The following is a 26,670-nucleotide window of genomic DNA, read 5'->3' as shown; positions in this document are numbered from 1 at the left end:
CGTTTTCCAACGGTTCACATTGACTCGATAGATACATATATGGTGACGCCTTCGTGCTGAGATGCGCCGAGCCATATTTTGACTTCACTACCTGATGGGAACAGATATGAAGCGTTTTGCGGGCGTCGCCCTGCTCGTTGCCGGACTCGCGCTGTCCGGCTGCTCAACCAACCCGCCCTCCAATGAGGCTTCTTCCTCCGCTAGCGGCCCAGCCCCGGTTCAGAATGCGAACCCGGATGCCTCGGTGCACGTTGGTTTTATTTTGGAACCCACCGGCCTGGATCCGACCTCGGTATCCGGCGCGGCCCTCGATCAGCTTGTTATCGATAATGTTTATGAAGGACTCACCCGCCGCGCTGAAAACGGTGATATCTTGCCAGCTTTGGCTACCTCCTGGGATATTTCCGAAGATGGGCTGAGCTATACTTTCCATCTGCGCGAGGGTGTTAAATTCCACGACGGTTCTGATTTTGATGCCGCGGATGTTGTTGCCACCCTGGAAGCTTCTGCTGCCGAGGGGTCGAAGAATCCCGATCATAAGCTCATGCGCACTTTTAAATCCGCGCAGGCTTCCGACCCGCATACCGTCGTCGTTACTCTATCCGAACCGAATATGAATTTCTTGGACAGCATGTCTACGGACGCTGCCATGATGGTTCCTTCCGATAACACGGTCGATTTGAATAAGGAATCGAACGGTACCGGCCCCTTCACCATCGGTGATTGGAAGACCGGATCCACCATTACCCTCGAACGCAATGACAATTACTGGGGCGATCCGGCCGGCACCAAGGAAGTGGTCTACCACTATTACGCGGATCAGACCGCAGCCGGCAATGCGCTTGCCTCGGGACAAATTGATATTCTCACCACCCAGAACACCGATACGGTGGAGCGGTTCGCGGCCGACCCGGCAATTATTACCTCGCAGGGTACGGAAACCTCATGGATGACGCTCGGCTTCAACCACAGCAACCCGGCTCTGGCTAATAAGGATGTGCGTACCGCTATCCGTAAGGGCATCGATAAGGATGGCCTCATTACCGCGCTGGGTGGGAACATGGTGCGGGTGGGTTCCATGGTTTCTCCCGGGATGGCCTGGTGGAGTGATTCCCTCAATGACATTGATTCCTATGATCCGCAGGCGGCCCGTGAACTGCTCAAAAAGGCCGGCGTTGAGAATCTCTCTCTCAACCTGCGGGTAGCTAATAATTACGATTCCGCTATTTCCGAATATGTGGCTGCCCAGCTCAAGGAGATCGGCATTAATGTGACGATTGACCGGATGGAATTTTCCAGCTGGCTCGATGAGGTCTACCGCGGGGGAAATTACGATATGACCATGGTGCTCCACGTGGATCCGTGGACGCTCACCTACTACTCGAATCCTAGCTACTACTGGCATTACGACAGCGCGCAGGCCCAGCGCCTCAATAAGGAAGCGATGACCGCCAGTTCGCTGGCCGAACGCGATAAGAAGCTCGGTGAGCTGGCCGCTTTCGTTTCCGAAGATGCAGCCTCGGATTGGCTCTACAGCCCCAAGGCCATTATTTTCTCCCGGGAAGGGGTCTCCGGATTCCCGACCAACCGGACCGGTTCTCGCTTCTACGCCGCTGATATTCAGGTTGCGCGTTAATGGCTGAACCACTCGCGCTCGCGCAGGTGCCGGGGGCCACTGCGGATCCCGGCACCGTGGACCGCGAAACGGTGCTTCGCACCACGACGTCGCGCACCGCCCGCATCGTGCTCGCTGCGCTGGGGTGGGCGGTGGCGGCGTTATTCCTCGCCTCTTTCGTAATTTTCTTCGCGCTCCACACCCTGCCCGGGGATCCGGCTGTCATTATGGGTGGCCTGGATGCTACCGACGCGCAAATCGAGGCGATCCGGGCCGAGCACGGCTGGGATCGTCCTCTCGTCGTCCAGTATCTGAGCTGGTTAGGCGCTGCCCTCACCGGAGATTTCGGCACCTCCCCTTTTTCTTCTCTTTCCGTGACCCACGAGCTCGTGACGAAGCTCCAGGTCACCGTACCCCTCGCTCTCATGTCCTTGAGTTTGGCGGTTATTTTCGCCTTGCTGATCGGGGTGTATGCCGCGGCCCGTTCCACCACCCTGACCGGGCGCCTCGTCTCCTGGCTTTCCCAGCTGGGTATCGCCATCCCTACGTTCATCGTGGGTATGTTGCTCGTGATGTACCTAGCAACCCCGCTTCATCTTCCCTCCACCGGTTTCCCGCGCGAGGGATGGGGCGATCCGGGGGCGGCGCTCCGTAGTCTCATCCTGCCCGCCATTACCCTGGCGATTCCACAAACGGCGGGACTGGTGCGCTACGTGCGTTCCGCCGTGCTGGAACAGCTCGGCCAGGATTATGTGCGCACCGCTCGCGCCCAGGGGATGAGTCGCAGGCGTGCCCTCCTCACTCAGGCGCTGCGAAACGCCTGGCTCCCCCTGCTGGCTGTTATCGCTCTCGATGCGGCGGCCCTCCTCATGGGCACCGTGGTGGTCGAACAGGTCTTTGCACTTCCCGGCATCGGGCACCATCTGGTTGCGAGCGTATCCACCCGCGATATTGTTACTGTCCAAGGTTTCCTCATGGTGCTCTCCGGAGCGGTTATTCTCCTGATGATGCTCTCCAACGTGGCTTCCCGCCTCCTCGATCCGAGAGTGAGGTTGCGATGAGTATTCCTTCTCCGGCGCTGCGAGCGCTCTCCGCTACGTCGCCGTGGCGGGCACGGTTGCGGGCGCTGCTGCGCAATCCGGCCGGCCTCATCGGCACCGTGGTGGTACTGGCGGTGCTGGCCACCTTCCTGCTCTCCTTCATCTGGGTACCTTATGATCCCGAAAGTGTGGATTCGCGGGCTTCCTGGGCCCGCCCGAACGGGGCGCACTGGTTCGGCGCCGACCAACTCGGGCGTGATATTTTCTCCCTCATGGTGCTTGGTTCGCGGGTCACGGTGCTCACCAGCGTGGGTGGAGCGGCGGTAGCCTTGGTGGTCGGGTTGCTCCTCGCCTCGGTTATTGTATATGCCCCGCGTTGGCTCGGCTCCCTGATGGAGCGCCTCACCGACGTGTGGGTGGCTTTCCCCACGCTCATTATTGCCCTCATCCTTGTCACCGCTTTTTCTGGCTCCACCCTCACTTCCACCGTTGCCATCGGATTGGGCTCCGCCCCGGCGGTTACCCGCACCGTACTGCCCGAATTGCGCCGTGCCACCGCCTCCGATCATGTGCTCCTCGCCGTGGCCGCGGGGGCGCGTTCCTGGTGGATTCTTTCGCGTCATATTTTCCCGGCGATCACGCCCACACTGATCGTACGTGTCACCCAGGTCATGGGAACGGCCACGCTGGCGGAGGCTGGGCTGTCCTACCTGGGGCTGGGAACTCCGCCGCCCACTCCCTCCTGGGGGCGTATGCTCTCCACCTACCAGAGTTTCATGTATTCCCACCCGACGGTTATTCTCATTCCGGCCACCGCGATTATCCTTACGATTATTGGATTTAACCTCTTGGGGGACGGCCTGCGCGACGTGCTCGATCCGCGCGGAAGGGAGACACGATGAGTCTTCTTGAGGTACGTGATCTCACTGTGGCTTTCGGTTCCACTGACGTGGTGCGGGGAGTTTCCTTCACGGTGGAGGCCGGCGAACGCGTCTGCCTCATCGGCGAATCCGGATCCGGAAAATCGATCACGGCCATGGCAATCCAAGGGCTGCTCCCCCGCGGGGCACGCGTGACCGGTTCGATTCGTTTCGAGGGGCGCGAATTAGTAGGCGCTTCGGACGCGGAGTTCCAGAAAATCCGCGGGCGCCGTATCGGCTGTATTTTCCAGGAACCGCATACAGCACTCAACCCGATTGTGCGCATTAAGCACCAGTTGGTGGCGGCTTCTCGTATTCACGCGGGATTAAAAAAATCGGCGACGGCGCAGCGGGCCAGCGAGCTGGCCCGCATGGTTGAGCTCCCTAGCCCGGAAAACATCATTAACCGCTTCCCCCATGAGCTTTCCGGGGGCCAGCGCCAACGCGTAGTTATTGCCATGGCGATGAGTTTGGCCCCCGCCCTTCTTATCGCAGATGAGCCGACGACGGCCCTGGATGCCACGGTGCAGTCCCATATTTTGCAGCTCATGGACGATGCCGCCCGCGAACATGGCACCGCTGTTCTCATGATTACCCACGATATGGCGGTGGCCTACCACACCTCCGAACGTATCCTCGTGCTGCGCCGGGGAGAATTGGTGGAAGAAGGTAGCGCCGCGGATATTTTGCTCCGCCCCGCGCATCTCTATACTCAAGGGCTGGTGGCCGCGGCTCGCGCCACTAGCTTGCAACGCCCAGCAGCGGTGGGCGGCCAAGCGCGGGTAGGAGAAGCGCAGGTGGTCGCCCCGGAACTAGGAGAACAGCAAGGCCTGGCGGTGCACGGAGGTGACCGGTCATGACAAGCGCATCGGAAAAAACCTGGGATCCGCGCGAGGCTGCCCTCCGGATGACTTCCCGGGCCCCGCTGGAAAAGGACTGGCCCGTCAAACGCGGGGATGTGCTGTTCAGCTGCCGGAACGTCACTAAATCCTACGGAAGCACCCTGGCTCTGGCACCCACGTCTTTCGAGGTGCGAGCGGGGCGGTCGCTGGGGATTATTGGCGAATCCGGCTCGGGAAAAACCACGCTCAGCCGCATGATGCTCGGTTTACTCGAGCCTAGCGGCGGCTCAATCACCTACCGGGGTCAGGAGGTGCGCTACGGAAAGTTGGGTGTTACCCGCCTGCGCCACGAAGTCCAATTGGTGCTGCAAGATCCTTTTGCTTCCCTCAATCCGCGGATGACGGTAGGCCGGATTATTGAAGAACCGCTGCGCCTGCTGCGCGTTCCCGGCAACCACCGGGAGATGGTGCGCGATGCGCTGGCCGCCGTGGATCTCAACCCGGAATGGGGCTCCCGCTATCCGCACGAACTTTCGGGAGGGCAGCGCCAGCGGGTGGCAATTGCCCGTGCCGTGGGCTGCCAACCCAAGGTTCTTATCGCCGATGAGCCCGTCTCCGCCCTCGACGTTTCGGTGCGAGCCACTGTCCTGGAGCTTCTCCACGACCTGCGCACCCGCCTGGACCTCACCCTCATTGTTATCTCCCATGACTTAGGCATTGTCCAGAATCTGTGCGAGGACACCCTCGTGCTACGCGGGGGCACCGTCGTCGAATATGCTCCCACGGCGCAGGTGCTGGAGCATCCGCGCCACCCTGCCACCCGGGAACTTATCGCAGCGGTGCCGTTATTGCCCGAGCCGACACAAGCGGGGAATTCCGCGCCACCCGCCATACCCGCCCCGTCCGCAGCATCAGCTACATCCGCCGTATCCACCACGCTATCCGAGGGAGACGATGACCTATGAGCCTGCGAATCCTGCACCTCTCCGATACCCACCTTCTAGCCGAGCGCGCCCGCCACTACGGAAAAATTGATACTTCCGGGCTACTGGAGGCGGCTGCTGCGGCCGCTGGCGAGCTCGCGCCCTGCCAGGCCATCGTGGTCTCCGGAGATATTTCCGATGACGGCACGCCCGATTCGTATACTTTCGCGGCCCGCACCCTCGCCCCGCTCGCGCAGCAGTGGGGTGCCCCAGTAGTCTGGGCCTGCGGGAATCATGACCGGCGCGCGGCGATGCGCGAAGCCCTCAGCCTGCCCGGCGCGCCCCTGGACCCGATTTTTACCATCACCGATATCACGGTGGGAAAGGCGCGCTGGCGCTTCGTTGCGGCAGATAGCTCCGTTCCCGGGCGTGGCTTCGGCTACCTCGGCGAACAGATTCACCGTATCGAGGACGCTGTGACCGACGCCTACGGCGCCACAAAAGTGGACGGTACGCCCGCCCACGAGGAAGAGAGTGCACCTCTCCACTCCGTCCTTGTCCTCCACCACCCACCGCTGACCGCCCCGACGGTGCTCCACGGGGCACTGCGCCTCATGGACGCTCCGCGCCTGGCACAGGGCCTGCAATCCTGGGAAGCGGCGCCCACCGTGGTGCTGGCGGGCCACTACCACCTGGCCGGACGCGGACGCGCCGGAGGCGTTCCGGTAGTAGTCGGCCCGGCTCTCTCCAACGAAACAACGCTCGGACGGGGCCCCGAATGGGAAAGCGCACGAGCCCGCTCGGCTTTTTCGGTGGTACAGATCAGCGAGGCCAGTATCCAACAGGACATCATCTACCTGGACGACGTTGCAGCCTCATTGCCCAGTGGAATGGAGCCGGGCGAGGAAATCTTTGCGTACACGCCTGAGGCAGTGGTGGCTATCGGGCGGCGGGCCGGGCGGCCTGGCTGGAGCCCGAGCGACCCGCTGGACTGGGACGGCCCCGGCGCCTACCTCCTGGAAAACACCCTCTACGCCAGTTCGAAAGGACAGTGATGACTTCCCCACGCTTGCCCCTCGGCCTGCATAATCTTCGTTCCCTGGGCGGAACCCCGGTGGCCGGCGGGCATATCCGCGAGCGCGCCCTGCTGCGTTCTTCCGCTGCTTTCCGCCACGATGAGAGCCTGGGAGATTTTTTGAGAGCACAGGGCATCACCGGTGTTATTGATTTGCGCGACGACGCCGAACGCGCCGGCACCACCAATTGGGCAGATTACGGGGTGAGCGTTGCTTCCGTGCCTATTTTCAATAACCAACTTGCCCACCTGGAATGGTCCGAACTTGCCGATTTGTATATGCAGATGGCCCGCAATTTCGGTGGGCAATTGGCGCAGGCGGTCACCGCGGCCGCGGAGCTATCCGCGGAAGGCGGGGTGCTTATCCACTGCACCGCCGGTAAGGACCGCACCGGGGTGGTCACCGGGCTTATCCTCTCCATCCTCGGGGCGAGCCGCGACACAATCCTGGCTGATTACCTCACCTCCGCCACGGCGTTGGGCGAGAGTTATCAGGAGGATCTTGCCTTCGTGATGGGGCGCGAATATATCCCCGGGGCCGCCGCGCACCGCGCCGTGTACGTGACTGAAGAAGCTCTGAGCGCCGCCACGGTGCGCATTGAGGCGGCTGGCGGGGCACGCGAGTACCTCCTCGGGCACGGGATTGATCCGGCTGTTTTTGAGCTGTTGCGCGCCCACCTGGTGGAACCGGATACCCCTCTCTAACGGGGCCGTGCGCCATTCTGACGGCCTCGGATACCACCGCTACGGTGCCCGAGCACCGCGCGCCGTAGCTGCGCCGTCGCCCCTCTCACGTATGGCGCAGTTTCCCGCAGCGCACGGGGCGTGAAACAATAGCCCCATGACTAGTTTTAACCAAGAGTCCAAACTCCTCGATCACACGGAGGTACCGGACCGTGCCACTCTCGACGGTCTTGAAACTACCTGGGGCGAACGGTGGGAAGAAGAAGGCACCTATGCTTTCGACCGCACCGCTACCCGCTCCGAAGTCTTTTCGGTAGATACCCCGCCGCCCACGGTCTCTGGCTCGCTGCATATCGGCCACGTTTTTTCCTACACTCACACCGATACCGTGGCCCGTTACCAGCGCATGCGTGGCAAATCGGTGTTCTACCCGATGGGCTGGGATGATAACGGTCTGCCCACCGAACGGCGCGTTCAAAACTACTACGGGGTGCGCGGGGATGCGTCCCTCCCCTACGACCCGAATTTCGTGCCCCCGCACCAGGGCGGCGCAAAATCCATTAAGTACGCCGACCAGGTGCCCATTTCGCGGCGTAATTTCATTGAGCTGTGCTGGAAGCTGTCCGAAGAAGACGAAAAGCAATTCGAGGCCCTGTGGCGCCACCTGGGACTGTCCGTGGACTGGAAGCAGAATTACCAGACCATCGGAGAGAAGGCCCAGAAGGTAGCCCAAACCGCTTTTCTGCGTAATCTCGCGCGCGGGGAGGCTTACCAGGCGCAGGCCCCGGGCCTGTGGGATATTACCTTCCAAACCGCGGTGGCGCAGGCAGAACTTGAGGCTCGCGATTATCCGGGTGCCTATCACGCGCTGGCATTCCACGGCGCGGACGGCGACGTCGTTATTGAAACCACCCGCCCGGAGCTGCTGCCCGCCTGCGTGGCCCTCATCGCGCACCCTGATGACACCCGCTACCAGCATCTTTTTGGGACCACGGTGCGCGTGCCGATTTTCGATATGGAAGTTCCGGTGCTCGCCCACCCCAAGGCAGAAATGGACAAGGGCGCCGGTATCGCCATGTGCTGTACATTCGGTGACATCACCGACGTGGAGTGGTGGCGCGAATTGCAGCTTCCGTTGCACAGTGTGCTCGGTAAGGACGGGCGCCTGGTGCGTGACACCCCCGAGTGGATTACCTCGGAGGCCGGGCGCGCCATGTACGCTGAGATGGCCGGAAAAACCACGTTCTCCGCGCGCAAGGCACTGGTGGAGAAACTCAAGGAAACCGGGGAAATGATCGGTGATGAGAAGCCGACCATGCGTAAGACTAACTTCTTTGAGAAGGGTGATAAGCCGCTCGAAATTGTCACCTCACGCCAGTGGTACATCCGCAACGGCGGGCGTTCCCACGTGGAAGAAAATGGTAAGGAGCTGCGCGATAACCTCATTGAAGCCGGCAACAAGCTGGCTTTCCACCCCGATTTCATGCATGTGCGGTACGACAACTGGGTCAAGGGGCTCAACTCTGACTGGCTTGTTTCGCGTCAGCGCTTCTTCGGGGTGCCGATTCCGGTGTGGTACAAGATTTCGGAGAACGGCGAAGTAAAGTACGACGCCGTCATTACGCCGGAGGAATCCAGCCTTCCCGTGGATCCTTCCAGTGATGTGCCAGCCGGCTATACCGAAGATCAGCGCGGCAAGCCGGGCGGCTTCGCCGGGGAAACCGATATTTTGGATACCTGGGCCACGTCGTCGCTCTCCCCCCAGATCGCCGGGGGCTGGCTCACCGATGAGGATCTTTTCGAGCGTGTGTACCCCATGGACGTGCGCCCGCAGGGTCAGGATATTATCCGCACGTGGCTCTTCTCCACCGTGGTGCGCGCGCACCTGGAATTCGGGGAGCTGCCCTGGAAGCACGCCACGATTTCCGGGTGGATTTTGGATCCGGATCACAAGAAGATGTCCAAGTCCAAGGGCAATGTGGTGACCCCTATGGATCTGCTGGTGCGGCACGGTGCGGACGCGGTGCGTTACTGGGCTGCCTCCGCGCGCCTGGGCGTGGATGCCGCCTTTGATGAAAAGCAGATGAAAGTGGGGCGCCGTCTTGCTATGAAGGTGCTCAACGCCTCGAAGTTTGCGCTGGGCATGGGCGGGGTAGGTTCACCGGTCTGCCTGGATGCCTCCCGCGTGACCGAGCCGATTGACCGGGCTCTGCTGGCCGATCTGGCGCGCGTGGTGGAGGAAGCCACCGCCGCTTTTGAGGTCTTTGATCACACCCGCGCTCTGGAAGTAGCTGAAACCGCTTTCTGGACCTTCTGTGATGATTACCTGGAGCTGGTCAAGGACCGCGCCTATTCGGATACGCCGGAGGCGGAGAGCGCCCGGGTGACGCTGGCGATTGCGGTGGATACTTTCCTACGCTTGCTGGCGCCCTTTATCCCCTATGCCACCGCCGAGGTGTGGAGCTGGTACCGTACCGGCTCGGTGCACCGGGCAGCGTGGCCGGAGGCGGCGCCGCTGCGCGAGGCGGCGGGATCCGGGAACGCGGAGCTGCTCGAGGTGGCCGGTCAGGCGCTCACGGTGCTGCGCGGTGTGAAATCCGCGGCGAAGGTGTCGCAGCGCACCAGCTTCGCTCGGGTGGAGCTGCGCGGGAATACCGCCCTGCTCGAGGAGGTGCGCGCGGACCTGGTGCGCGCCGCCCACGTGCGCGGGGAGCTCCGCTTCACGCCGAGTACGGAGGCCAGCGAGCAGATCACCATCGGTGATTACGAGCTGGATGAGCCGGAGCCGAAGCGGAAGTAGCGTCGCAAGAACAACGGCGCGAAGGCGCAGCGCTCCACATAGCGTAGCGCGCGATTGAGTGAATCCGGGTGGCGGGTCTGCGAAAGCGGGCCCGCCACTTCACGTACATGAGAAGATTCTCATGATTGTTTCCTGGCCCCGTCATCTCGCTCCGGTGTACTTAGGGACATGACAACTCGTGTGAAACTTCTTGCCGTACTTCTAGGGCTGGCGCTCCTCGGTTTCTTGGGGATGCAGCTTGCCCACGCCGTGAGCGGGAGCGGCACCCAGTCCGTGGGCCCCGCCGTCACCGTCACGGGGCCGTCTTCCCCGTCCGCGAGCTCCGCCGGCGCTGGCAGCACCGTTTCGGTTTCTTCGCCCACGGAGCGCCCGCCGCTCAACAACGCGCAGCACGCCACCCTGCGCAGTCTTTTGGTTGATGTGGCCGAAAATGCGCACCTGTTCACCGGTGATACTTCAAATAGTACGACGACGACGCCCGCGGGCACTGCCCCGTCCCCCGCTAACGTCGCTCCGGCACCGGCGCCAGTTCCCGCCCCGGCAGCGCCGGCACCCGCGCCGCAGCGGGTGGCGCCGGCTCCCGCGCGCCCCGCACCGCCCCAGTACTCGGATGATGACTGGGACGATGATGACGCGGATGACGATGATTGGGATGATAACGACGATGACGATTGGGACGACGAGGATGACGACTAAACCAGTCGCGAACCCCGGTCCTACCGCCTGAGCTAGCAGCACCGTTCCTTCACCCAGAAGGCCCCGCTGCCTTAGCTCAGGCGGTAGCCCATTCCGCGCACCGTTTCGATACGGTCCCGCCCGATTTTCCCACGCAGGTAGCGCACGTACACATCCACCACATTGGAACCGGGATCGAAATCGTAGCCCCAGACCCGGGAAAGGAGTTGCTCGCGGGATAGCACCTGCCCCGGGTGGCGCATAAAGGTTTCCAGCAGGGTAAATTCGCGGGCGGACAGCTCCACCTGTTTCCCGCCCACGTGGGCGTGGTGGGAGAGTAAATCCAGAATGATGCCGCCGTGGGAAAGCTGGGTGGCGGAACTAGCTGGCGCCGGGGTGGCTGCGGCGTCGCGCAAACGCAAACGGATACGCGCGAGCAGTTCTTCAAAAGAAAAAGGCTTCGCCATGTAATCATCGGCCCCGCCCTCGAGCCCGGCCACGCGGTCCGTCACGGAAGTGCGGGCGGTGAGGAGAATAACCGGGGTGTCCAGGCCCTGCCCGCGCAGGCGCTCGAGCACCGCAAATCCGTCAATATCGGGCAGGCCAATATCCAAAATAATAAGATCAAAAGGAGTGTGAACAGCCAGATCAACGGCCTGCCCACCGTTTGACGCGGTGGTGGAAGTGTAGCCGGCTGCTTTCAGGCCTTTCGCAATAAAGCGGGCAATGCGCTCTTCGTCCTCGACTATGAGGATGGTGCTCATCTTGCTCCCTTCTCCGGTTGTGAGGCTATCACGAACCCAGGTAAACGCTGGGCAAACTCAAGGTAAATACGGAGCCTTCCCCCACCCGCGAGCGCACCGTGACTTCCCCACCGTGAGCCCGCGCGATGGAGCTAACAATCGCGAGCCCGAGCCCGGAGCCTTCCGAACGCCCAGTATTACGCCCACGCGCAAAACGCTCCATAATACGTTCGGTATCCTCCGGGGCGATCCCGCAGCCGGCATCTTCCACCGTGAAACTCACCCGCCCCGCTACCACGCTTGAAGAAATCTCCACCGGGGTGCCTTCGTCGGAGTATTTGACCGCATTCGCCGCCAATTGCAGCACCGCCTGGGTGATACGCTCCGGGTCCAGGCGCACCTGCCCACTGGCCACGGCGCCCAGGTTCCAGGCACGCGGGCCCAACCCGGTGGCTTTATCAAAGATCCGCTCCGTGAGCGCGGCTATATCAATCTCGCGGGGCACCACAAAATCGGATCGTTCGGCTTTCGCGAGGGTGAGTAAATCCCCAACCAGTGAATTCATGCGGTCGAGTTCTTCGAGGGCCAGGGCGCGGGTATCCGAGGCATCACTCGGGTCGTTGGCATCCATGAGCTCCAGGTGCCCGCGCACAATCGTGATGGGGGTGCGCAGCTCGTGCCCAACATCATCCAAAAGCTGACGCTGATCTGCGTCCATGGTTTCCAGGGAATCGAGCATGGTATTCATCGCCGTTGATAGCCGCGCCAGGTCGTCGCGCCCTTCCACCGGGACCCGCCGGGACAAATCCGCATTGGCGGTAATATTTTCGGCCGTGGCGCGCAGTTGCTCCACGGGGCGTAGCAGCTGCCCCACCAGTCGCCACGCGATGGCGACGACGCCGATGACGGCCACCAGGTAGACCACCGCCAGCACCGTCATGAGATTCCAGATACGGGCACTGATGACGTCAAGAAGGTACACGTGCACGAGCGCGCCGGGCTGCGAGCCGGAGAACTGCACCGGGACCACGATATAGCGGTATTCACGCTGCGCCCCCGCGTAGGTCCCCATCGTGATCTCTCCGCTGCGGGTGAGTGGGAGAAGGTGGCGTACCAGGCCGGAATCTTCCTCGGGGCGCACAGGACTGGTATCACCACCTACCCAGGCAACCCGACCGTCTACAATCCCCATCTCCCCTTCGGCTTCGGAGAGTACGGTGCGCGAAAGGTAGGTTTCGATGAGCTGGGATGGCCCAGCGAAGGGCTGCCCGGTTTCCGGATCGACTCCGTTTTCAGCCAGCACCCGAAATTCATCTGCGACTCGCACCAGGGTGGCGTCCACTTGGGCACGCCACATGCGGCTCTCGGTGAGGACAACGGCTACGCCGGTTGCCGCCAGCACGACCGCGACGAGCGCGACCATGGTGGCGGCAATCCGAAAACGAATCGTAATAGGACGTGATGTCACATTGTTTCCCGTTCGACGGCGGCGGGCGGGAGCGGCACGGTGTGCACGCCCGTTCGTTCCAGCTTATTCCATTCGCTGGCTTTTCCGCGTATTTCTAGCCAGATCGCGCGCACCGTGGCGGCGCTCATCATCCAGGAGAAGGGGAGCCACAAAGGCAAGGCGGGTAGGAGGCGCAGGTCGCGCCAGGCGCGATCAAGGATAAGGGAGAGCACCGTTACCGCGAGGGCGACCACCAGTCCTGCCCCCACCAGTACATTCATCCAGTGCGGTGCCGCGCCACTGAGTGCTGCCACCGCCCACACCGCGAGGGTGACGACCTGGAGTACCGGGGCAACAAGGAGTGAGAAAAGATTGATAGGTAGGTAGGCATCAATGGGGCGCCGCCACGGGGAGGTGAGGCGGGAGCGGTGGATGCGAGCGGTTTGGATGAGGCCGCGTTGCCAGCGCACTCGCTGTTTCCACAAGGCCGGCAGGGTGGCGGGAACTTCAGCCAGCACGAGGGCATGGGGCGCAAATTCCACGTCCCAGCCGGCAAAGTGGATCCGCCAGGTAAGCTCCAGATCCTCCCCCAGGGTATCTTCCCGGAAGCCACCTACCCGGCGCACCGCATCAGCACGGAAAGCCCCGGAATTTCCCGCCACGATGGGGAGCATCCCCAGCAAGGCGAGCGCACGGCGCGTCATCCCTGTCCCGACGTGAGTCATAAGGGCGAGCAGCGCGGTGAGCGGACCGGTAATATTGACCGGCTGGTCGTTCCCGCACACAGCACCCACCCCGGGGTGGCGGAATCCGGCCAGGAGCTCCGGAATGGTGGTGGAAGTGAAAAGCCCGTCGGCATCCACAAAAATGAGGATCTCCCCGGTGGCATGGGCAATACCGAGATTGAGGGCGCTGCCTTTCCCACCATTGGTCTTGCTCAGGAAGGTGACGCGTGGATCGCTGGTGAAAGGTGCCGCAACGGCGGCAGTGGCGTCCGTGGAGCCATCGTCGACGACGATTACTTCCAGCCGGAGCCAGCCAGTGGCAAGGATGGAGCGCAGGCAGGCACCGAGTACCACTTCCTCGTTATAGGCCGGGATAATAATCGACACTTTCGTGTGGGCACCGTAGAGCGGACGGGGCTGCTGGCGCATCTCCCCCAGGATCGCAGCCGGGTACATCATCCAGGTCACCGCGGTGAGGATGAGGGTAGGAACGGCAAGAATGAGGAGCAGGGTGGTCATGCGGTCACCTCGACGGTGCTGCACGGTGCCAAAGTAGCCTGCGCGGGTGCGTAAGCGTCCAGGAGCGCTTCCAGCAATTCGGGTGCGTGAGCGCTATGCGCGCCAAAACGGGCATTGATTTCGATGAGGGCGGGGCGGCCTTGGGTATCGCGGCGGATATCAACGTCGGCCGCTCCGTTCAGGCCCACCGCCCGAGCCGCAGCGAGCGCCAGCTCGGCAACGTCCGGGGCCTCCACGCGCCGAACCCCGGTCGCGTTTCCGTGCTGACCGGAAGCCAAGCTAGTTTTTTCCAGCACGACGACGGTGGGGCAACGCCGCGCGTTATCTCCCGCGCCGTTCGCGGCCCCGTTCCGTCGCCGGCTTCCCGGGGCAGGCAGATACAGCTGCGCGCAGTATTCGGTTCCGGGGAGGAAGGCGGAAACGATCTCGGTCTCGCGCAGTGGCACGGTGGGCGGGAATGATGTTTCCAGGCGTACCCCGCGCCCGCCGCGTGCCACCCGCGGGCGTACCACGTAGGGGAAACCGAGCCAGTATGCGCCTTCTTCGGTGAGGGCAGGGCCCTCCAGGCTGCGAGGCACGGCCAGGCCACTACTCTCCGCTACCCGATGGGTGAGCCATTTATCGGCAGCAATCGCCACCGCTGCGGTGGGGGCTACCGCAATGCGAGCGCGGTGAAGCAGCGCGGTACGGAGCGGGGCGAGAACGGAGAGTTCTTCATCCACCGTGGGGATAAGGAGATCAATCGAGTGTTCCTCACAGATAGCGGCCAGAGCACTCACAAAATCCGGGGCGGTGGCGGGCGGGCACCGGAGGATCGTCGCGCCATCGGCGCGGGGACGGGGCGCCATATCGACACCAAGCGCCGAAATTCCCCTGGCTCTCAGCTGGGTGAGGAGGGAGGATCCAGCCGGGCCACTGGCGCCGGTGACAAGCATGCGCGGGCGGGAGCTGAGAGGTGAATGATTCATCATAATGGTCCTTCGGTAGAAGATGGAGGGGACGGGGCAACGGGGCGGGGTGGTGCGACGGTGCTAGTGGTGCGTGCGGTATAGCAGAGCACGCACGGGGCAACGGTGCCCACGGCGCGCGCAGGCGCACGGAGCGACGGCGCTCGCGGTGCGGGCAGTGCAACGGCGCAGGCACGGTGCAGGCAGGCACCCCGGGCTGAGAGCACGCCACGATGATCTAAAGCACGCCCCGGAAAGCGGGAATGCGTACCGCTTCAAAAGCTTCCGCGGCCTCCATTTTGGCTTGTTCGCCCCGGAAATTAGCTTTGGCGGTGAGGACGTCACCGGCCATATACGGCTTGTCCATCTGGTCGGTGTGGATAGCCACCCCGGCGCTTTTCACCCCGGTGTACTCGGTGATATCCACGAAGACTTGCGGAGAAAAGTTTGCGGTAGCGGAGAGGGATTCATAGCAAAGAATCGCCGGGTGGCGCCGTCCGGCCCTCATGGTGGCGCGGTGCACGGCGGTGTGGTCCTGGTGCTGGTCGTGGGCTGAATGGGTGAAAATAATATCCGGGTTGAGGACGCGGATTTTTTCTTCAATAGCGGCGGTGAGAGTATTTTCGTGTTCGGCGAGGCAGGTATCGGGTAGACCGAGGGTGCGCAGTGAGGTCACCCCGAGGAACGTACTGGCGCGCTGGGCTTCCCCGGCCCGCTCCCCGGCATTACCTCCCACCGCACCGTCCGCCGCCACGATGGCATGAATCTCATGCCCCGCATCGGCCAAGCGCGCCAGAGTACCCCCGCATGCCAATTCCAGATCATCAGGATGCGCCCCGACGGCGAGAATACGGCGCGTGGGCGCCGCCGCCCCCACCGGAATCCAGCCACTCACCAGGAGAACAAGCTGGGTGGCCAGCGCCGCAACGGAGCCCAGGCTCACCCACCGCTCCAGGTTCGTGGGCGCATTCCCGCCCAGCAGGGCGATATTAGCCGGAACGAGAAGGAAAGCACTTCCCAGCGTAAAAAGCTGAAGGGGCCGGAAGGCGCGGATGCGTCGTCGTACTGAAGTTTCAAGGAGGACAACGGACAGTGCCGCCACAAGTAGCAGCACGGCAAGCAGAGCATTCATGGAGATCGTCATGGCTCCAGTGTTCCGCCCCGTGTTAATATCGCGGTGAGGAGGTAATGAGAACTCTCTCATCGTGCCTCCACCCCCGTTTCCCGCGCGTGCCGTACACTTTACTTACTCACGCGTAACCTTGAGGAGAATCATGGCCGAAATCGAGCGGACTGAAGTTTTCACTCCCGGAAAGATTCATATCACCGATGAAATGACGATTCCGTGGGTTTTCCGTAACATCGCACGCGAGCAGCCCGAGCGCACCGTGGTGGCACGCAAAGCCTCGCTGGGGCAATGGGTGCCGGTGGCATGGCGAACTTTCGAATCCGAATATCGCGCGCTGGCACGCGGCTTTATCGCCATGGGCGTCCAGCCCGGGGATCGTATCGCTCTCATGTGTCACACCCGCTATGAATTCTGCGTTGTTGATTTCGCGCTGTGGTCCATTGGTGCGATGGCCGTCACCGTGTACGAAACTGATTCCACGGAGCAGGCTCGCTGGATTGTAGAAGATGCGCACTGCCGTTTTGCCGTCGTCGAAAACCAGCAGATGGCCGCCGTTATGGCGCCTTTCCGTTCCGATTTTGATTTCTTTAGCGATATTTTCGTTATTTCTGATGATGACCTGGCCCGGATTTCCGCGCGCGGCACCATGGATCTCGATGCTGAGATTGACCGCCGTATCGATGCTATGCATGCCGACGACGAAGCTACCGTCATCTACACCTCTGGCTCGACAGGCCGGCCCAAGGGCGTGGTTCTCAGCCACCGCAACCTGCTGCACGTCGTTATTAACGGGCCGTTGGATGATAACCTCGCCCCGATCCTCTCCGGCGAGAAGCGTACCCTGCTCTTCCTCCCCATGGCCCATGTTTTCGCGCGCTTTATTAACCTGGTGGCTTTCTACGCGGGCAATACCATCGGGCACTGCCCCGATACCCATAACCTCGTCGAAGATATGAAGTCTTTCAAGCCGCATTACATTTTGGCAGTGCCGCGTGTTTTCGAAAAGATTTACAACGCGGCGGATGCCCAGGCCACCGGCGTGAAACAGAAGATTTTCCGCTACTACGCCAAAGTGGCGATTGCTTATTCGCGGGCCCTCGATAGTGCAGCCGGGCCTTCGCTAGCATTGCGGGCCCAACACGAAGTGGGTGAACGCCTGGTCTACTCCAAGATTAAGGAGATTACCGGCGGGAACCTCGAGAATGTGATTTCTGGTGGCGCGCCGCTGGGTGCACGGCTCGGGCATTTCTTCCGTGGCATCGGGATTAATATTTTCGAAGGCTACGGAGCAACGGAAACGTCCGCACCCACCACGGTGAACCGCTTCAACCACCAGCGAATCGGCTCGGTGGGTCCGGCCTATCCCGGCTGCCACGTTGCGATTGATACCGACGGCGAAGTGCTTGTCAAGGGCGATCACGTTTTCCACAAGTACCTGAATAATCCGGAAGAAACCGCCAAGGCTTTTACCGAGGACGGCTGGTATCGCACCGGTGACCTCGGCAAGATCGAAGATGGCTTCGTGTGGATTACCGGGCGGAAGAAGGAACTTATTGTGACCGCCGGGGGGAAGAACGTCTCTCCCGCAATCCTGGAAGACCGGCTGCGTGGACACCCACTTATTTCGCAGGTGGTTGTAGTGGGTGATCAGCGGCCTTTCGTGGGTGCGCTTATCACCCTGGACGCGGAGATGCTGCCTATCTGGCTGAAGAACAAGAATCTGCCGGCCATGTCCGTTTCGGAGGCCGTGCACGATCCGCAGATTATCGCCGCGGTGGATCGCGCCATTAAGCGCACCAACGAAGCGGTTTCCCGCGCGGAATCCATCCGTAAATTCGTTATTCTGCCCATTGATTTCACCCCGGAGAACGGCTACCTTACCGCCTCCCTCAAGGTGAAGCGCACCGCGGTGCTCCGTGATTTCGCCACCGTGATCGGGCGCGATATTTACGGGGATAAGGGCGATAAGAACCGCGACTAGGTCATAGTTCTGCCAAGAGCGGGGCGTGGGCTACCTTAGTCCGCGCCCCGACCCGTTTCTCCCGGTGTTGTGCGAAGCTAGTGCGCGCCGTCATCGCCAGCTTCAGGCTCAGCGCGCTGAGCCTGAACAACACGGCCAGCCTGCGCAGCGCGGGAAGCGCGGGAAATACGCTGGTGATCCTCGACGGCCCTCGAGGTGATGACATTATGCACCCGCACCGCAAACTCGGGATCTAGCCCCGCCCCGCGCGCCAGCTCGGCAATTCGAGCGTGCTGGACACCTTCGCGCGCCATATCGCGAGCGGGAAGCCGGTAGCGGTCCTTGAGGCTCCCCACGGCATCGGTCACCTGCTTGCGTTGCCCCAGCAGCTCAATAAGTTGGGCATCCAAAACGTCGAGGCGCGCCCGCAAAGCCCCGAGTTCCGCGGCGCAACGTTCTGCATCCGGATGGCGCCGCATCCCTTCGCCGCCCACTAAGCGCTCTTCCGTTGCGCAGCGGAAACAATCTCCACAGGTGCACCGTCTGTGACCGCCGCGCGGGTCACAATCACTTCCCGGACATCCTTGCGGGAAGGCACATCAAACATGGCCGGGCCGAGTACCCGTTCCATAATGGAGCGCAGCCCGCGGGCCCCGGTGCCCCGTTCCATAGCTTCACGCGCCATGGCACGCAGTGCCTCGTCCTGGAAGGTCAGGTGCACCCCGTCCAGCTCAAACATGCGGGTGTACTGCTTGACCAGGGCATTGCGTGGCTCGGTGAGGATCTGCACCAGGTCGTCTTCGCCCAGCGCTTCCACCGTTGCGATAACGGGCAGGCGCCCCACCAGCTCCGGGATAAGGCCGTATTTGTGAAGATCCTCCGGGGTGACTTGCGCAAGCATGGTCGAATTGGCCTCGGCGTCGTGCAATTGCGCCCCGAAACCGATACCGTGACGCCCTACGCGAGTAGAAATAACATCTTCCAAACCCGCAAACGCACCGGCGCAAATAAAAAGAATATTCGAGGTATTGATCTGGAGATAATCCTGCTGGGGATGCTTGCGCCCGCCCTGCGGGGGCACCGCCGCAACCGTGCCTTCCACGATCTTGAGAAGCGCCTGCTGTACGCCCTCCCCCGACACGTCGCGGGTAATGGAAGGATTTTCAGATTTGCGCGTGATTTTATCGATTTCATCGATGTAAATAATGCCGGATTCGGCCTTTTTCACATCATCGCCGGCAGCCTGCACGAGCCGCAATAAAATATTCTCGACATCTTCGCCCACGTACCCGGCTTCGGTGAGAGAGGTGGCATCCGCGATCGCGAAGGGCACATCAAGCATCCACGCCAGCGACTGGGCAAGATACGTTTTCCCAGTTCCGGTGGGTCCAAGCAGCAAAATATTGGACTTGCCGAGCTCAACGGTATCCTCACCATCGGCGGGGCGCGGTGCAGCTTTGGCGCGCAAACGCTTGTAGTGATTATACACGGCGACGGCGAGCGTGCGCTTGGCGGCATCCTGCCCCACCACATACTCATTCAAAAACGCGTAAATATCAGCGGGAACGGGAAGCTCATTCGGGGAAAAACCATCGTTTTCCTTCCCGAATTCCTCGGCGATAATCTCATTGCATAGCTCAATGCATTCATTGCAGATATATACGCCCGAGCCGGTGATGAGTTTCTTTACCTGGCGTTGGGTTTTCTGGCAGAACGAACACTTGAGAGCTTCTGCTGCATCGACGGTCGCCATGTTCCTCCTTGCCTCGCGGCCGCGCCGTACGCGCGTCTTCCCTATTTCACCGCATCTTCGCCCAAAGGTCACGTTCCCACGCGGGGCGCCAGGTCAGTGAGATGTACGACGACGCAGCTCCCGCGCCGTGCCCCGCCGCCCCATGCAGGCGGGCGGGCAGGAGCACCTGGCCCCTACCCGCCCATAATACGCGCTACTGCCCAGAGCTACAGCCTGGAGCACAAGCGCGCGAATTCTATTAACCGTTGGTCACGGTATCCGCATTTTTACGCGATTCGAGCACGTTGTCCACCAGGCCGTATTCCTTGGCCTGCTGGGCGGTGAGGATCTTATCGCGCTGGATATCTGCCCGTACCTGATCGGGAGATTTCCCGCTGTGGTGCGCCAGGGTGTTGACCAACCATTCCGTCATGCGATCGAGCTCATCGGCCACGATAGAAATATCGGTGGCTTGGCCCTGCATGCCCTCCATGGCGGGCTGGTGGATGAGCACCCGAGCATTGGGAAGCGCCAGGCGCCGGCCCGGAGAGCCGGCAGCCAGCAGCACCGCCGCCGCGGAGGCCGCCTGCCCCAGGCACACGGTCTGAATCTGCGGCTTGATGTACTGCATGGTGTCGTAAATAGCGGTGAGCGCGGTAAAGGAACCACCCGGGGAGTTGATGTACATGGTCACCGGGGAGTTCGGATCCATCGATTCGAGGACGAGCAACTGGGCCATCACATCATCGGCCGAAGCGTCATCCACCTGCACCCCGAGGAAAATAATGCGATCCTCGAAAAGCTTGGTGTAGGGGTTGGAGCGCTTGTAGCCGTAGGGGGTGCGCTCTTCGAAATCGGGAAGGACGTAGCGGTTGGAAGGCATGAGACCCGCGCTACCGTGGCCGAAACCAGCGGTGGGAACGCGACCGGCAGCCATCATGGCGGGCAGGTTACCCGCGGCTCGGAAATTCATCGTCATGAGAGCTCCTCCCCCGCGTGGCTAGCTTCGAGTGCGCCGTCGTTATTATCGCTATTCGGCTTCTTGAGCATGACCTGCGAATTGGAAATAATGTGATCCACGAAGCCGTATTCCAATGCTTCCTGCGCGGTGAACCAGTGATCCCGTTCGGAATCCTCCAGGATCTGTTCCAGTGATTTGCCGGTGTGCTTGGCGTTAAGTCCGGCAAGTTCTTCCTTCATCTGCAAGATGAGATTGGCGTTGATACGGATATCAGCGGCTACCCCGCCGGCGCCGCCCGAAGGCTGGTGCATAAGAACGCGGGTGTGCGGGGTGATATAACGCTTACCCTTGGTACCAGCTGAGAGCAAGAATTGGCCCATCGAGGCCGCCATACCCATAGCCACCGTCACAACATCCGGTTGCACATACTGCATGGTGTCAAAAATGGCCATACCCGCGGTGACCGAGCCACCCGGAGAATTAATGTATAGGTAAATATCGCTCTCCGGATCCTCCGCGGCAAGGAGCATCATCTGGGCGCAAATCTGATTCGCATTATCATCGCGAACCTCCGAGCCGAGCCAAATGATGCGTTCCTTGAGGAGGCGCTGGTAAACAGCATCGCCGAATGCTGAAGGCTGGTTATTATCCCGGCCTTCCATGCGAGGTGATGTGGTCACGGTTTTCCTTCCTCGGAACCCCCACGCGGAGATTCCATACTCGTATGCGACTTTAACGCCCGCGGGCCGCCGTGATCATCCTGGCTCGAGACTTTTTCGCTGATGGCGCATGGTTGGCGCCGTCACGGTGCCACGGAGCACGACGGCGCCATCACGCCGCGCGCCAGTGTGGCGGCACGCCACCACGGTGCCACGCGCCAGTGCCCCGTCATGGCGCCATCACGGCGCCGCCACTGAGAAAAAGAGCGGGAGGGCGGCGAGGTGATTCTCGCTGCCCTCCCGCTGGGGAGGTGGCTAGCTACTAGCCTCCGGTAGCGAACTGCTAGCGGTTGACGGCGGGGCGGTCAGCACCCGCACCGTTCCAGTCACCCGCGAGGAAGATATCGCCGGCGCGGCCGAAGCCGAAGCTGGCCACCGCGACGCCTTCGCCCACGTTCTCACGCAAGTGCCAGACGTTACCGCGGACCACGCCAATGCCATCCACGCCGTCACCGTTCCAATCACCGGCGAGGAAGACGTCACCGGGGCGGCCGTAGGAGGAGGTGGACTTTGCCTGGGTGTCAGCGAAGGAACCCTGGGCGAAGACAATGTTCCCACGCCGCACCGCGAGTTCATCGCGCCCATTACCATCCCAATCACCGGCCACGAGCTGGTCACCGTGGCGCCCGAAGGCGATCGCTGCCGTGTGGTTGCCACCCGCCAGGTCATCGCGCACGTACACCGTGTTACCGCGCCGCACCCCGATGGTGTCCTTACCATCCCCGTTCCAGTCGCCGATAACAATCTCGTCATCCGCGCGGCCGAAGGAGAATTGCAGCTGGGCATTACCGGTGGCCGCATTGGTCAGCAGGAAGGTGTTGCCGCGGCGCACCCCGGGGGTGTCCACGCCGTCGCCGTCCCAATCGCCCACGAAGATGGTTTCACCAGCGCGTCCGTAGCTGGTGACACGGTCGGCATTACCACCCGCCAGGGCGGTGGAGCTGAAGAGCAGGTTACCCTGCGGCGCCGCCGGCTTGCTCGGTTCTTCACTGGGCTTATCGCCCGGTTCCGTAGGCTCCGTGCCCGGCTTGCTCGGCTCGGTACCCGGTTCTTCGCCACCGGGTTGCTCGCCGCCCTGGGTTTCCCCGGCGCGCGCGGTCAGCCACTTGCTCGAATCAAGCGGTTCGCCCACGAGGCGGACTTCACCGATGCAGCCCTGGAATCCGGATTCACGCACACCGGCGTAGGAGCCCGCGCCGAGGACCCACGGCAGGCCCTGGGTGCCCACGCCCACGGTACCCGGCGAATTACGCAGCACCGGCACCCCATCCACGTACATCGTGGTCATCTTGGTTTCCGGATCGTTGACCACCGCGAGGTGGAGCCACTGATCGCGCGCCACAATTTCACCCGACCACGCCGAAGATTCGGCCGGGGTGGGCTTCTGGGAATCCACGAAGGAGAACTGGATTTCAGCCAAATTGGACATTGCCCACGCGAAGGGCGGTTCTTCGCCCTCGGTGTTGTTGTAGCCAGCGATGTTCTGGCGCTGACCATCGCGGGAGAGCCAGGCCATCCAGGCGTTGTTCTTGTTATCGAACTTCGGGGAGATCTTGATGAAGGTCTCGAAGGTGAAACCGTTCTCGAAAGTCTCATTATTGACGGCGGCATCAGCGGCGGTCACGAAGTTATTCCACCGCGCGTTATCACGTCCACCATTAGCGAAGCACACCGCGCCGGCATTGGCCGAGAGCGGGTGGTGGTCACGGGTCCATACGACGTCGCCTTCTTCGGCTCCCTTGGAACCGGGCTGGTCCAGCGGAGCCCGGGTGAAGTTATCCCCACCCACGGCGTCCACGATGGCTTCACCCACGGCAACCGGGGTGCCTTCAGCCTTATCCACCGGCATCTTCCAGTGGGACACGGTGCTGTCCACCTTCGGGTAGTCCTCCGCACCGGTCGGGGCGGTGGGGGTAACCTGGGTCGGCGCATCGTAGGTAGCAAGCCACTCGCGCAGCTGCGGCGTCGTCAAAGAAGCCTTCGTATCAGCAATAACGAGGTTCGGGAAACGTTCCGCGAAGTTGAAGTCGAGCTCAAAGGTTTGGCCCGGGCCGTTGAGAATGGCCTGGTCGTCGGGAACAAGGGTGTCTTTAGCCTTCGTCATTACCCAGGGCGAGAAGGACGTCTGGTAAATCTTGTTACCCGGCAGGTCGAATTCCACCATGCCCATGTAGCCGTTTCCACCCATGTAGGCCATCTGGTAGTCCATGAGGACCTGGTAAACGGGATGGCCGGCGTCGTTCGTGCGCGTCCAGGTGGTCGCGCCGTGATGGTGGCCGTTGAAGGTGAGGAACACCTGGTCGTGATTACGGATGACCTTGTTCCATACCTTTTCACCGAACTCGGTGGCCAGCGGCGTCACGCCGTCGCCCTCCACGTTAATGAGCTGGTGGGAATTGACGATCGTGGGGGTATTCGGGTGCTTATCGAGCACATCGGAGGCCCACTGCAAGGCATCATCCTGAGCCTGCCAGGACAGGTTCATAACCAGGAAATCTTGACCGTTCACCTTGAGAATGTGGTATTCGTGCGCCCCGGACGGATCACGTTCCACGAAGGTGGAATTCTTGGCGGCACGCTCACCGCTGAACCATTCCTTATAGGTGCCGTAGCCGACCGGGTCGGTATCCGAAGCATCGGCCCCGACGTCGTGATTACCGGCAAGAATCGAGTACGGGTGCCCCGCGTCTTCCAGAATCTTCATCGCCTTATCGGCGATTTCCCACTGCTGGGGACGGTTGTACTGGTCGACGATATCGCCCAGGTGCATGGACATCTTAATGCCGTATTTCTCAGCGTTCTGCGCAATCCAGGAGGTCTGGGCGGAGAAAGGTTCGCTGCCGTACATGGCACCGAATTGGTTACCGGTTTCCGCCGTGGCGTAACGCGAGTAGAACTGGGTGTCCGGGATAACGCCGAGGGAGAAGTTGGACAGCGGGGTCTTCTCTTCGTCCTGGCCGGTGCCTTCCTGCGGGGTGCCCGCCAGCGGGTTACCTTCCGCATCCAGGTACACGGTGAACTGCCCGGTGAGCAGCTCGCGGCGCTCCACCTTTTCCACCTCGTAGTTATCGTCGAGGATCGGGAAGAGCGAGATGGGGGTCATGACCATTTCGGCGGCCGGTTTCACCCCGGAATCGAGGGCCGGGCCGGCGTAGGGCTGAATCTTGATATCCAGGTGGCCGTAGTGTTTCCCGCCCGAGATGAGTTTCTTCACGCCCGCCTCGTTGGTCTTCCACATTTCCGGTTCGTTGGCCTGCGCCATCCACACGGAGTGGGAGTTGAAACGCAGCGGTTCGTACGAGCCGTTCTCCCCCGTCTTGACCATCTTTTCACCGCGCAGGCCGTCGGAGGCTACGCCGACGTCCCAGTGGTACACGCCCACGCCGTCGCCCGCTTCGTCCACGTAGGAGGCCTGGAACATTTCGTCGTGGCCGGAGAACACGGAGGCGACATTGTACTTTTCGAAGAGCGGCTGGAGGTGGCGCATGGGCACACCCGGCTGCTGATCGGGGAACTTGTGGCCCATCGGAGTGCCGTGCACGCCGTTGGAATATGCTACGTGGTGGTACTGCACGATGATGATCTGGCCCTTGGCGCGGGCATCAGCAAGCTGCTCGTCAAGCCAGCGGTACTGCTCCGAACCGGGCATGAAGCTGGGCTGATCCACCGAATCGGGGGCCGCATCCGGGCCCCACCAGCCGGCCGCCACGGACTTGGGGAAGTCCCGCGCGTATTCCTCGTACGGGAAAACGCCCTGGGTGTCCGTCCCGAGCTGAGCGGCGGTAATGCCTGCGTCGTTGCCTTCGATCTTGGCTTCTTCCGGCATCGTCTTGGTGGTCTGATCCGTACCGTTGGTCGAATCGAGGCTGATAATGGTCACCGGCCCCATATCGGTGCGGTGGTAGGCATCGCGAGCGTTCGCGTTATCCGAGCCGTTGGTATCAAAAACCTGGTTGTAGGCGGCGCGCGCCCGGGCTACCGCGGTGCGATCATCGGGGCTGCCGTAGCCGTACACTTCGTGGTTGCCCAGCGAGGTGATAACCGGAATCGAATCGAGGAGCTGGCCTTTATCGCCCGCGAAGTAACGGAACCATTCATCCCAGTGGCTCTGCGAGGAGGCGCGTTCGGCGATGTCGCCGGGCAGCAGCACCAGGTCAGGCTTGGCGGCGGCAATAGCGGCGTTATTGATTTCTTGCGCCTTATCCTCGGTAAGCATGTAATTGACGGCGTACTTCCCGTTACGGGTGGAGCCGCCGAATTTCTCATCCCAAGCCGAGCCCTTACCCGGGCGCTCTTCGGAGCCTTCCGCCAGGTTGAGGGTCTGTTCCCATTCGCGGTAGGTCACGCGCCCGATGGGATCGGTTTCGGTATCGGAGAAGGCGATGATATGGAGCGGATCAGTAATCCCCACCTTGCCGTCCGGGAGGGTGCGCAGCGTGGCGGAATGCGCGTAGCCGTCCACCGTGACCGTGTAGGTGTAGGTGGAGCTGGGCTGGAGCTCTTCTACGCGCTGGCTGTACTTATAGGGATGATCAGCACGAATCCAAGCTCCCTGCGGTACGGACAGCGCCTTCCCGCGGCTGAGGGTGCCCTGCTTAAGTTCGTAGTCCTGGTAATCGTTCACCGGGTTCTGCACGCCGGCTACCGTGTAGGTGCGCCCTTCGGCGGGCAGACCCGGGCCGGTGATGGTGAGAACGGCATTATGGCCCAGTTCCGTAAACCAGTTAATCGTCATCTCGTGGGCACCGGGGCGCTGCAGGTAGGGCAGCACTCGGAAGCCGGGACGTGGATCCATGGGCTGAGTCACCCCGTCAACGACGACGGGATTCTCATTCGTAGAGGCGAGAGCCGGAGAATCGACTCCCGGGAGTACTGGGTCGGCTACGGCTGGCACGGTAAATGCCACCCCGACCGGCACTAGCGTAGCGGCAGCTAGAGCCGCTACTGCTCGACGCACGTGTCGCATGAATATCCTTCGCTTTGAGCTAGTCGGGGCGCGGATTGGCCCGACTCGGAAACACGCGTTTCCATTGCTCAAACTATTGAATTCGCCTTAATGAGCCGTAAACATCCCCTTAATTTAAGGAGCCCCGATTGAATATCACATTGCGACGTTACTACGGTGCGGCAGGTACTACGGTGCGGCTGTGCGGCGGGGCATGGTGGCACGGTGCGGCGCACCGTATGCGCCGTGGTGGTACGACGACGGCGCAG

The 26,670-nt window shown here is 61.8% G+C and carries 20 protein-coding genes; 10 read left to right on the top strand and 10 right to left on the bottom strand.

The window, feature by feature from the left end; all coding sequences use genetic code 11:
- Positions 1–106 precede the first annotated feature (106 nt).
- The 9 genes from AC5RK6_RS03685 (at position 107) to AC5RK6_RS03645 (ending at position 10,595) form a co-directional block, all read left to right on the top strand.
- Positions 107–1,636 (top strand): ABC transporter substrate-binding protein, encoded by a 1,530-nt coding sequence (locus tag AC5RK6_RS03685; protein ID WP_320757324.1) that lies wholly within the window; start codon positions 107–109, stop codon positions 1,634–1,636.
- Positions 1,636–2,676 (top strand): ABC transporter permease, encoded by a 1,041-nt coding sequence (locus AC5RK6_RS03680; RefSeq protein ID WP_320757325.1) that lies wholly within the window; start codon positions 1,636–1,638, stop codon positions 2,674–2,676. Before AC5RK6_RS03685 ends, AC5RK6_RS03680 begins: the two co-directional genes overlap by 1 nt.
- Positions 2,673–3,557, top strand: coding sequence for an ABC transporter permease (locus tag AC5RK6_RS03675; protein WP_320757326.1), 885 nt, complete (start codon positions 2,673–2,675; stop codon positions 3,555–3,557). The genes AC5RK6_RS03680 and AC5RK6_RS03675 overlap by 4 nt, the downstream gene beginning before the upstream one ends.
- A complete protein-coding gene (locus tag AC5RK6_RS03670) occupies positions 3,554–4,435 on the top strand; it encodes an ABC transporter ATP-binding protein (RefSeq protein WP_435730798.1) in 882 nt (293 codons plus the stop codon). The genes AC5RK6_RS03675 and AC5RK6_RS03670 overlap by 4 nt, the downstream gene beginning before the upstream one ends.
- Positions 4,432–5,382 (top strand): ABC transporter ATP-binding protein, encoded by a 951-nt coding sequence (locus tag AC5RK6_RS03665; protein WP_435730799.1) that lies wholly within the window; start codon positions 4,432–4,434, stop codon positions 5,380–5,382. Before AC5RK6_RS03670 ends, AC5RK6_RS03665 begins: the two co-directional genes overlap by 4 nt.
- Entirely contained in the window at positions 5,379–6,395 is a 1,017-nt protein-coding gene (locus AC5RK6_RS03660; RefSeq protein WP_435730800.1) for a metallophosphoesterase family protein, read from the top strand. The genes AC5RK6_RS03665 and AC5RK6_RS03660 overlap by 4 nt, the downstream gene beginning before the upstream one ends.
- Complete coding sequence (locus AC5RK6_RS03655) at positions 6,395–7,120, top strand: tyrosine-protein phosphatase (RefSeq protein ID WP_435730801.1); 726 nt, start codon at positions 6,395–6,397, stop codon at positions 7,118–7,120. Before AC5RK6_RS03660 ends, AC5RK6_RS03655 begins: the two co-directional genes overlap by 1 nt.
- A gap of 136 nt (positions 7,121–7,256) precedes the next feature.
- The gene (gene valS / locus AC5RK6_RS03650; protein WP_435730802.1) at positions 7,257–9,899 is read left to right on the top strand and encodes a valine--tRNA ligase; all 2,643 of its coding nucleotides are present in this window, start codon (positions 7,257–7,259) and stop codon (positions 9,897–9,899) included.
- A gap of 168 nt (positions 9,900–10,067) precedes the next feature.
- Positions 10,068–10,595, top strand: a complete 528-nt coding sequence (locus AC5RK6_RS03645; protein ID WP_435730803.1) for a hypothetical protein — start codon at positions 10,068–10,070, stop codon at positions 10,593–10,595.
- Between the two features lie 71 nt (positions 10,596–10,666).
- On the opposite strand, the gene AC5RK6_RS03640 is transcribed toward AC5RK6_RS03645, so the two are convergent.
- The 5 genes from AC5RK6_RS03640 to AC5RK6_RS03620 all read right to left on the bottom strand — a co-directional run bounded on the left by AC5RK6_RS03640 (position 10,667) and on the right by AC5RK6_RS03620 (position 16,099).
- Positions 10,667–11,338: a response regulator transcription factor gene (locus tag AC5RK6_RS03640; RefSeq protein ID WP_274735059.1), complete on the bottom strand. Its 672-nt coding sequence runs from the start codon at positions 11,336–11,338 to the stop codon at positions 10,667–10,669.
- Positions 11,339–11,366: 28 nt separating this feature from the next.
- Positions 11,367–12,785, bottom strand: a complete 1,419-nt coding sequence (locus tag AC5RK6_RS03635) for a sensor histidine kinase (RefSeq protein WP_435730804.1) — start codon at positions 12,783–12,785, stop codon at positions 11,367–11,369.
- Positions 12,782–14,008, bottom strand: a complete 1,227-nt coding sequence (locus AC5RK6_RS03630; RefSeq protein WP_435730805.1) for a glycosyltransferase family 2 protein — start codon at positions 14,006–14,008, stop codon at positions 12,782–12,784. The genes AC5RK6_RS03635 and AC5RK6_RS03630 overlap by 4 nt, the downstream gene beginning before the upstream one ends.
- On the bottom strand, positions 14,005–14,979 hold the full coding sequence (locus tag AC5RK6_RS03625) for an ATP-grasp domain-containing protein (protein ID WP_435730806.1): 975 nt from the start codon (positions 14,977–14,979) through the stop codon (positions 14,005–14,007). Before AC5RK6_RS03625 ends, AC5RK6_RS03630 begins: the two co-directional genes overlap by 4 nt.
- 214 nt (positions 14,980–15,193) lie before the next feature.
- Complete coding sequence (locus AC5RK6_RS03620) at positions 15,194–16,099, bottom strand: PIG-L deacetylase family protein (protein ID WP_435730807.1); 906 nt, start codon at positions 16,097–16,099, stop codon at positions 15,194–15,196.
- 130 nt (positions 16,100–16,229) lie between these two features.
- Between AC5RK6_RS03620 and AC5RK6_RS03615 the strand changes: the two genes are divergently transcribed.
- Positions 16,230–18,065, top strand: a complete 1,836-nt coding sequence (locus AC5RK6_RS03615) for an AMP-dependent synthetase/ligase (RefSeq protein ID WP_394532635.1) — start codon at positions 16,230–16,232, stop codon at positions 18,063–18,065.
- Positions 18,066–18,142: 77 nt separating this feature from the next.
- On the opposite strand, the gene AC5RK6_RS03610 is transcribed toward AC5RK6_RS03615, so the two are convergent.
- The 5 genes from AC5RK6_RS03610 to AC5RK6_RS03590 form a co-directional block, all read right to left on the bottom strand.
- Positions 18,143–18,538, bottom strand: a complete 396-nt coding sequence (locus AC5RK6_RS03610) for a chorismate mutase (RefSeq protein WP_435730808.1) — start codon at positions 18,536–18,538, stop codon at positions 18,143–18,145.
- Positions 18,538–19,797: an ATP-dependent Clp protease ATP-binding subunit ClpX gene (gene clpX / locus AC5RK6_RS03605; protein WP_435730809.1), complete on the bottom strand. Its 1,260-nt coding sequence runs from the start codon at positions 19,795–19,797 to the stop codon at positions 18,538–18,540. The genes AC5RK6_RS03610 and clpX overlap by 1 nt, the downstream gene beginning before the upstream one ends.
- A gap of 238 nt (positions 19,798–20,035) precedes the next feature.
- On the bottom strand, positions 20,036–20,713 hold the full coding sequence (locus AC5RK6_RS03600) for an ATP-dependent Clp protease proteolytic subunit (RefSeq protein ID WP_435730812.1): 678 nt from the start codon (positions 20,711–20,713) through the stop codon (positions 20,036–20,038).
- A 38-nt stretch (positions 20,714–20,751) separates the two neighbouring features.
- Positions 20,752–21,399, bottom strand: a complete 648-nt coding sequence (locus tag AC5RK6_RS03595; RefSeq protein ID WP_039898292.1) for a ClpP family protease — start codon at positions 21,397–21,399, stop codon at positions 20,752–20,754.
- Between the two features lie 340 nt (positions 21,400–21,739).
- Positions 21,740–26,422, bottom strand: coding sequence for a metallophosphoesterase (locus AC5RK6_RS03590; RefSeq protein WP_435730810.1), 4,683 nt, complete (start codon positions 26,420–26,422; stop codon positions 21,740–21,742).
- Between the last annotated feature and the right edge of the window lie 248 nt (positions 26,423–26,670).

It is taken from the genome of Actinotignum sp. usb-actsch-213, from assembly GCF_059085665.1.
Note: the sequence above shows the minus strand (reverse complement) of the source record. Positions and strands in the feature narration are given on the sequence as shown.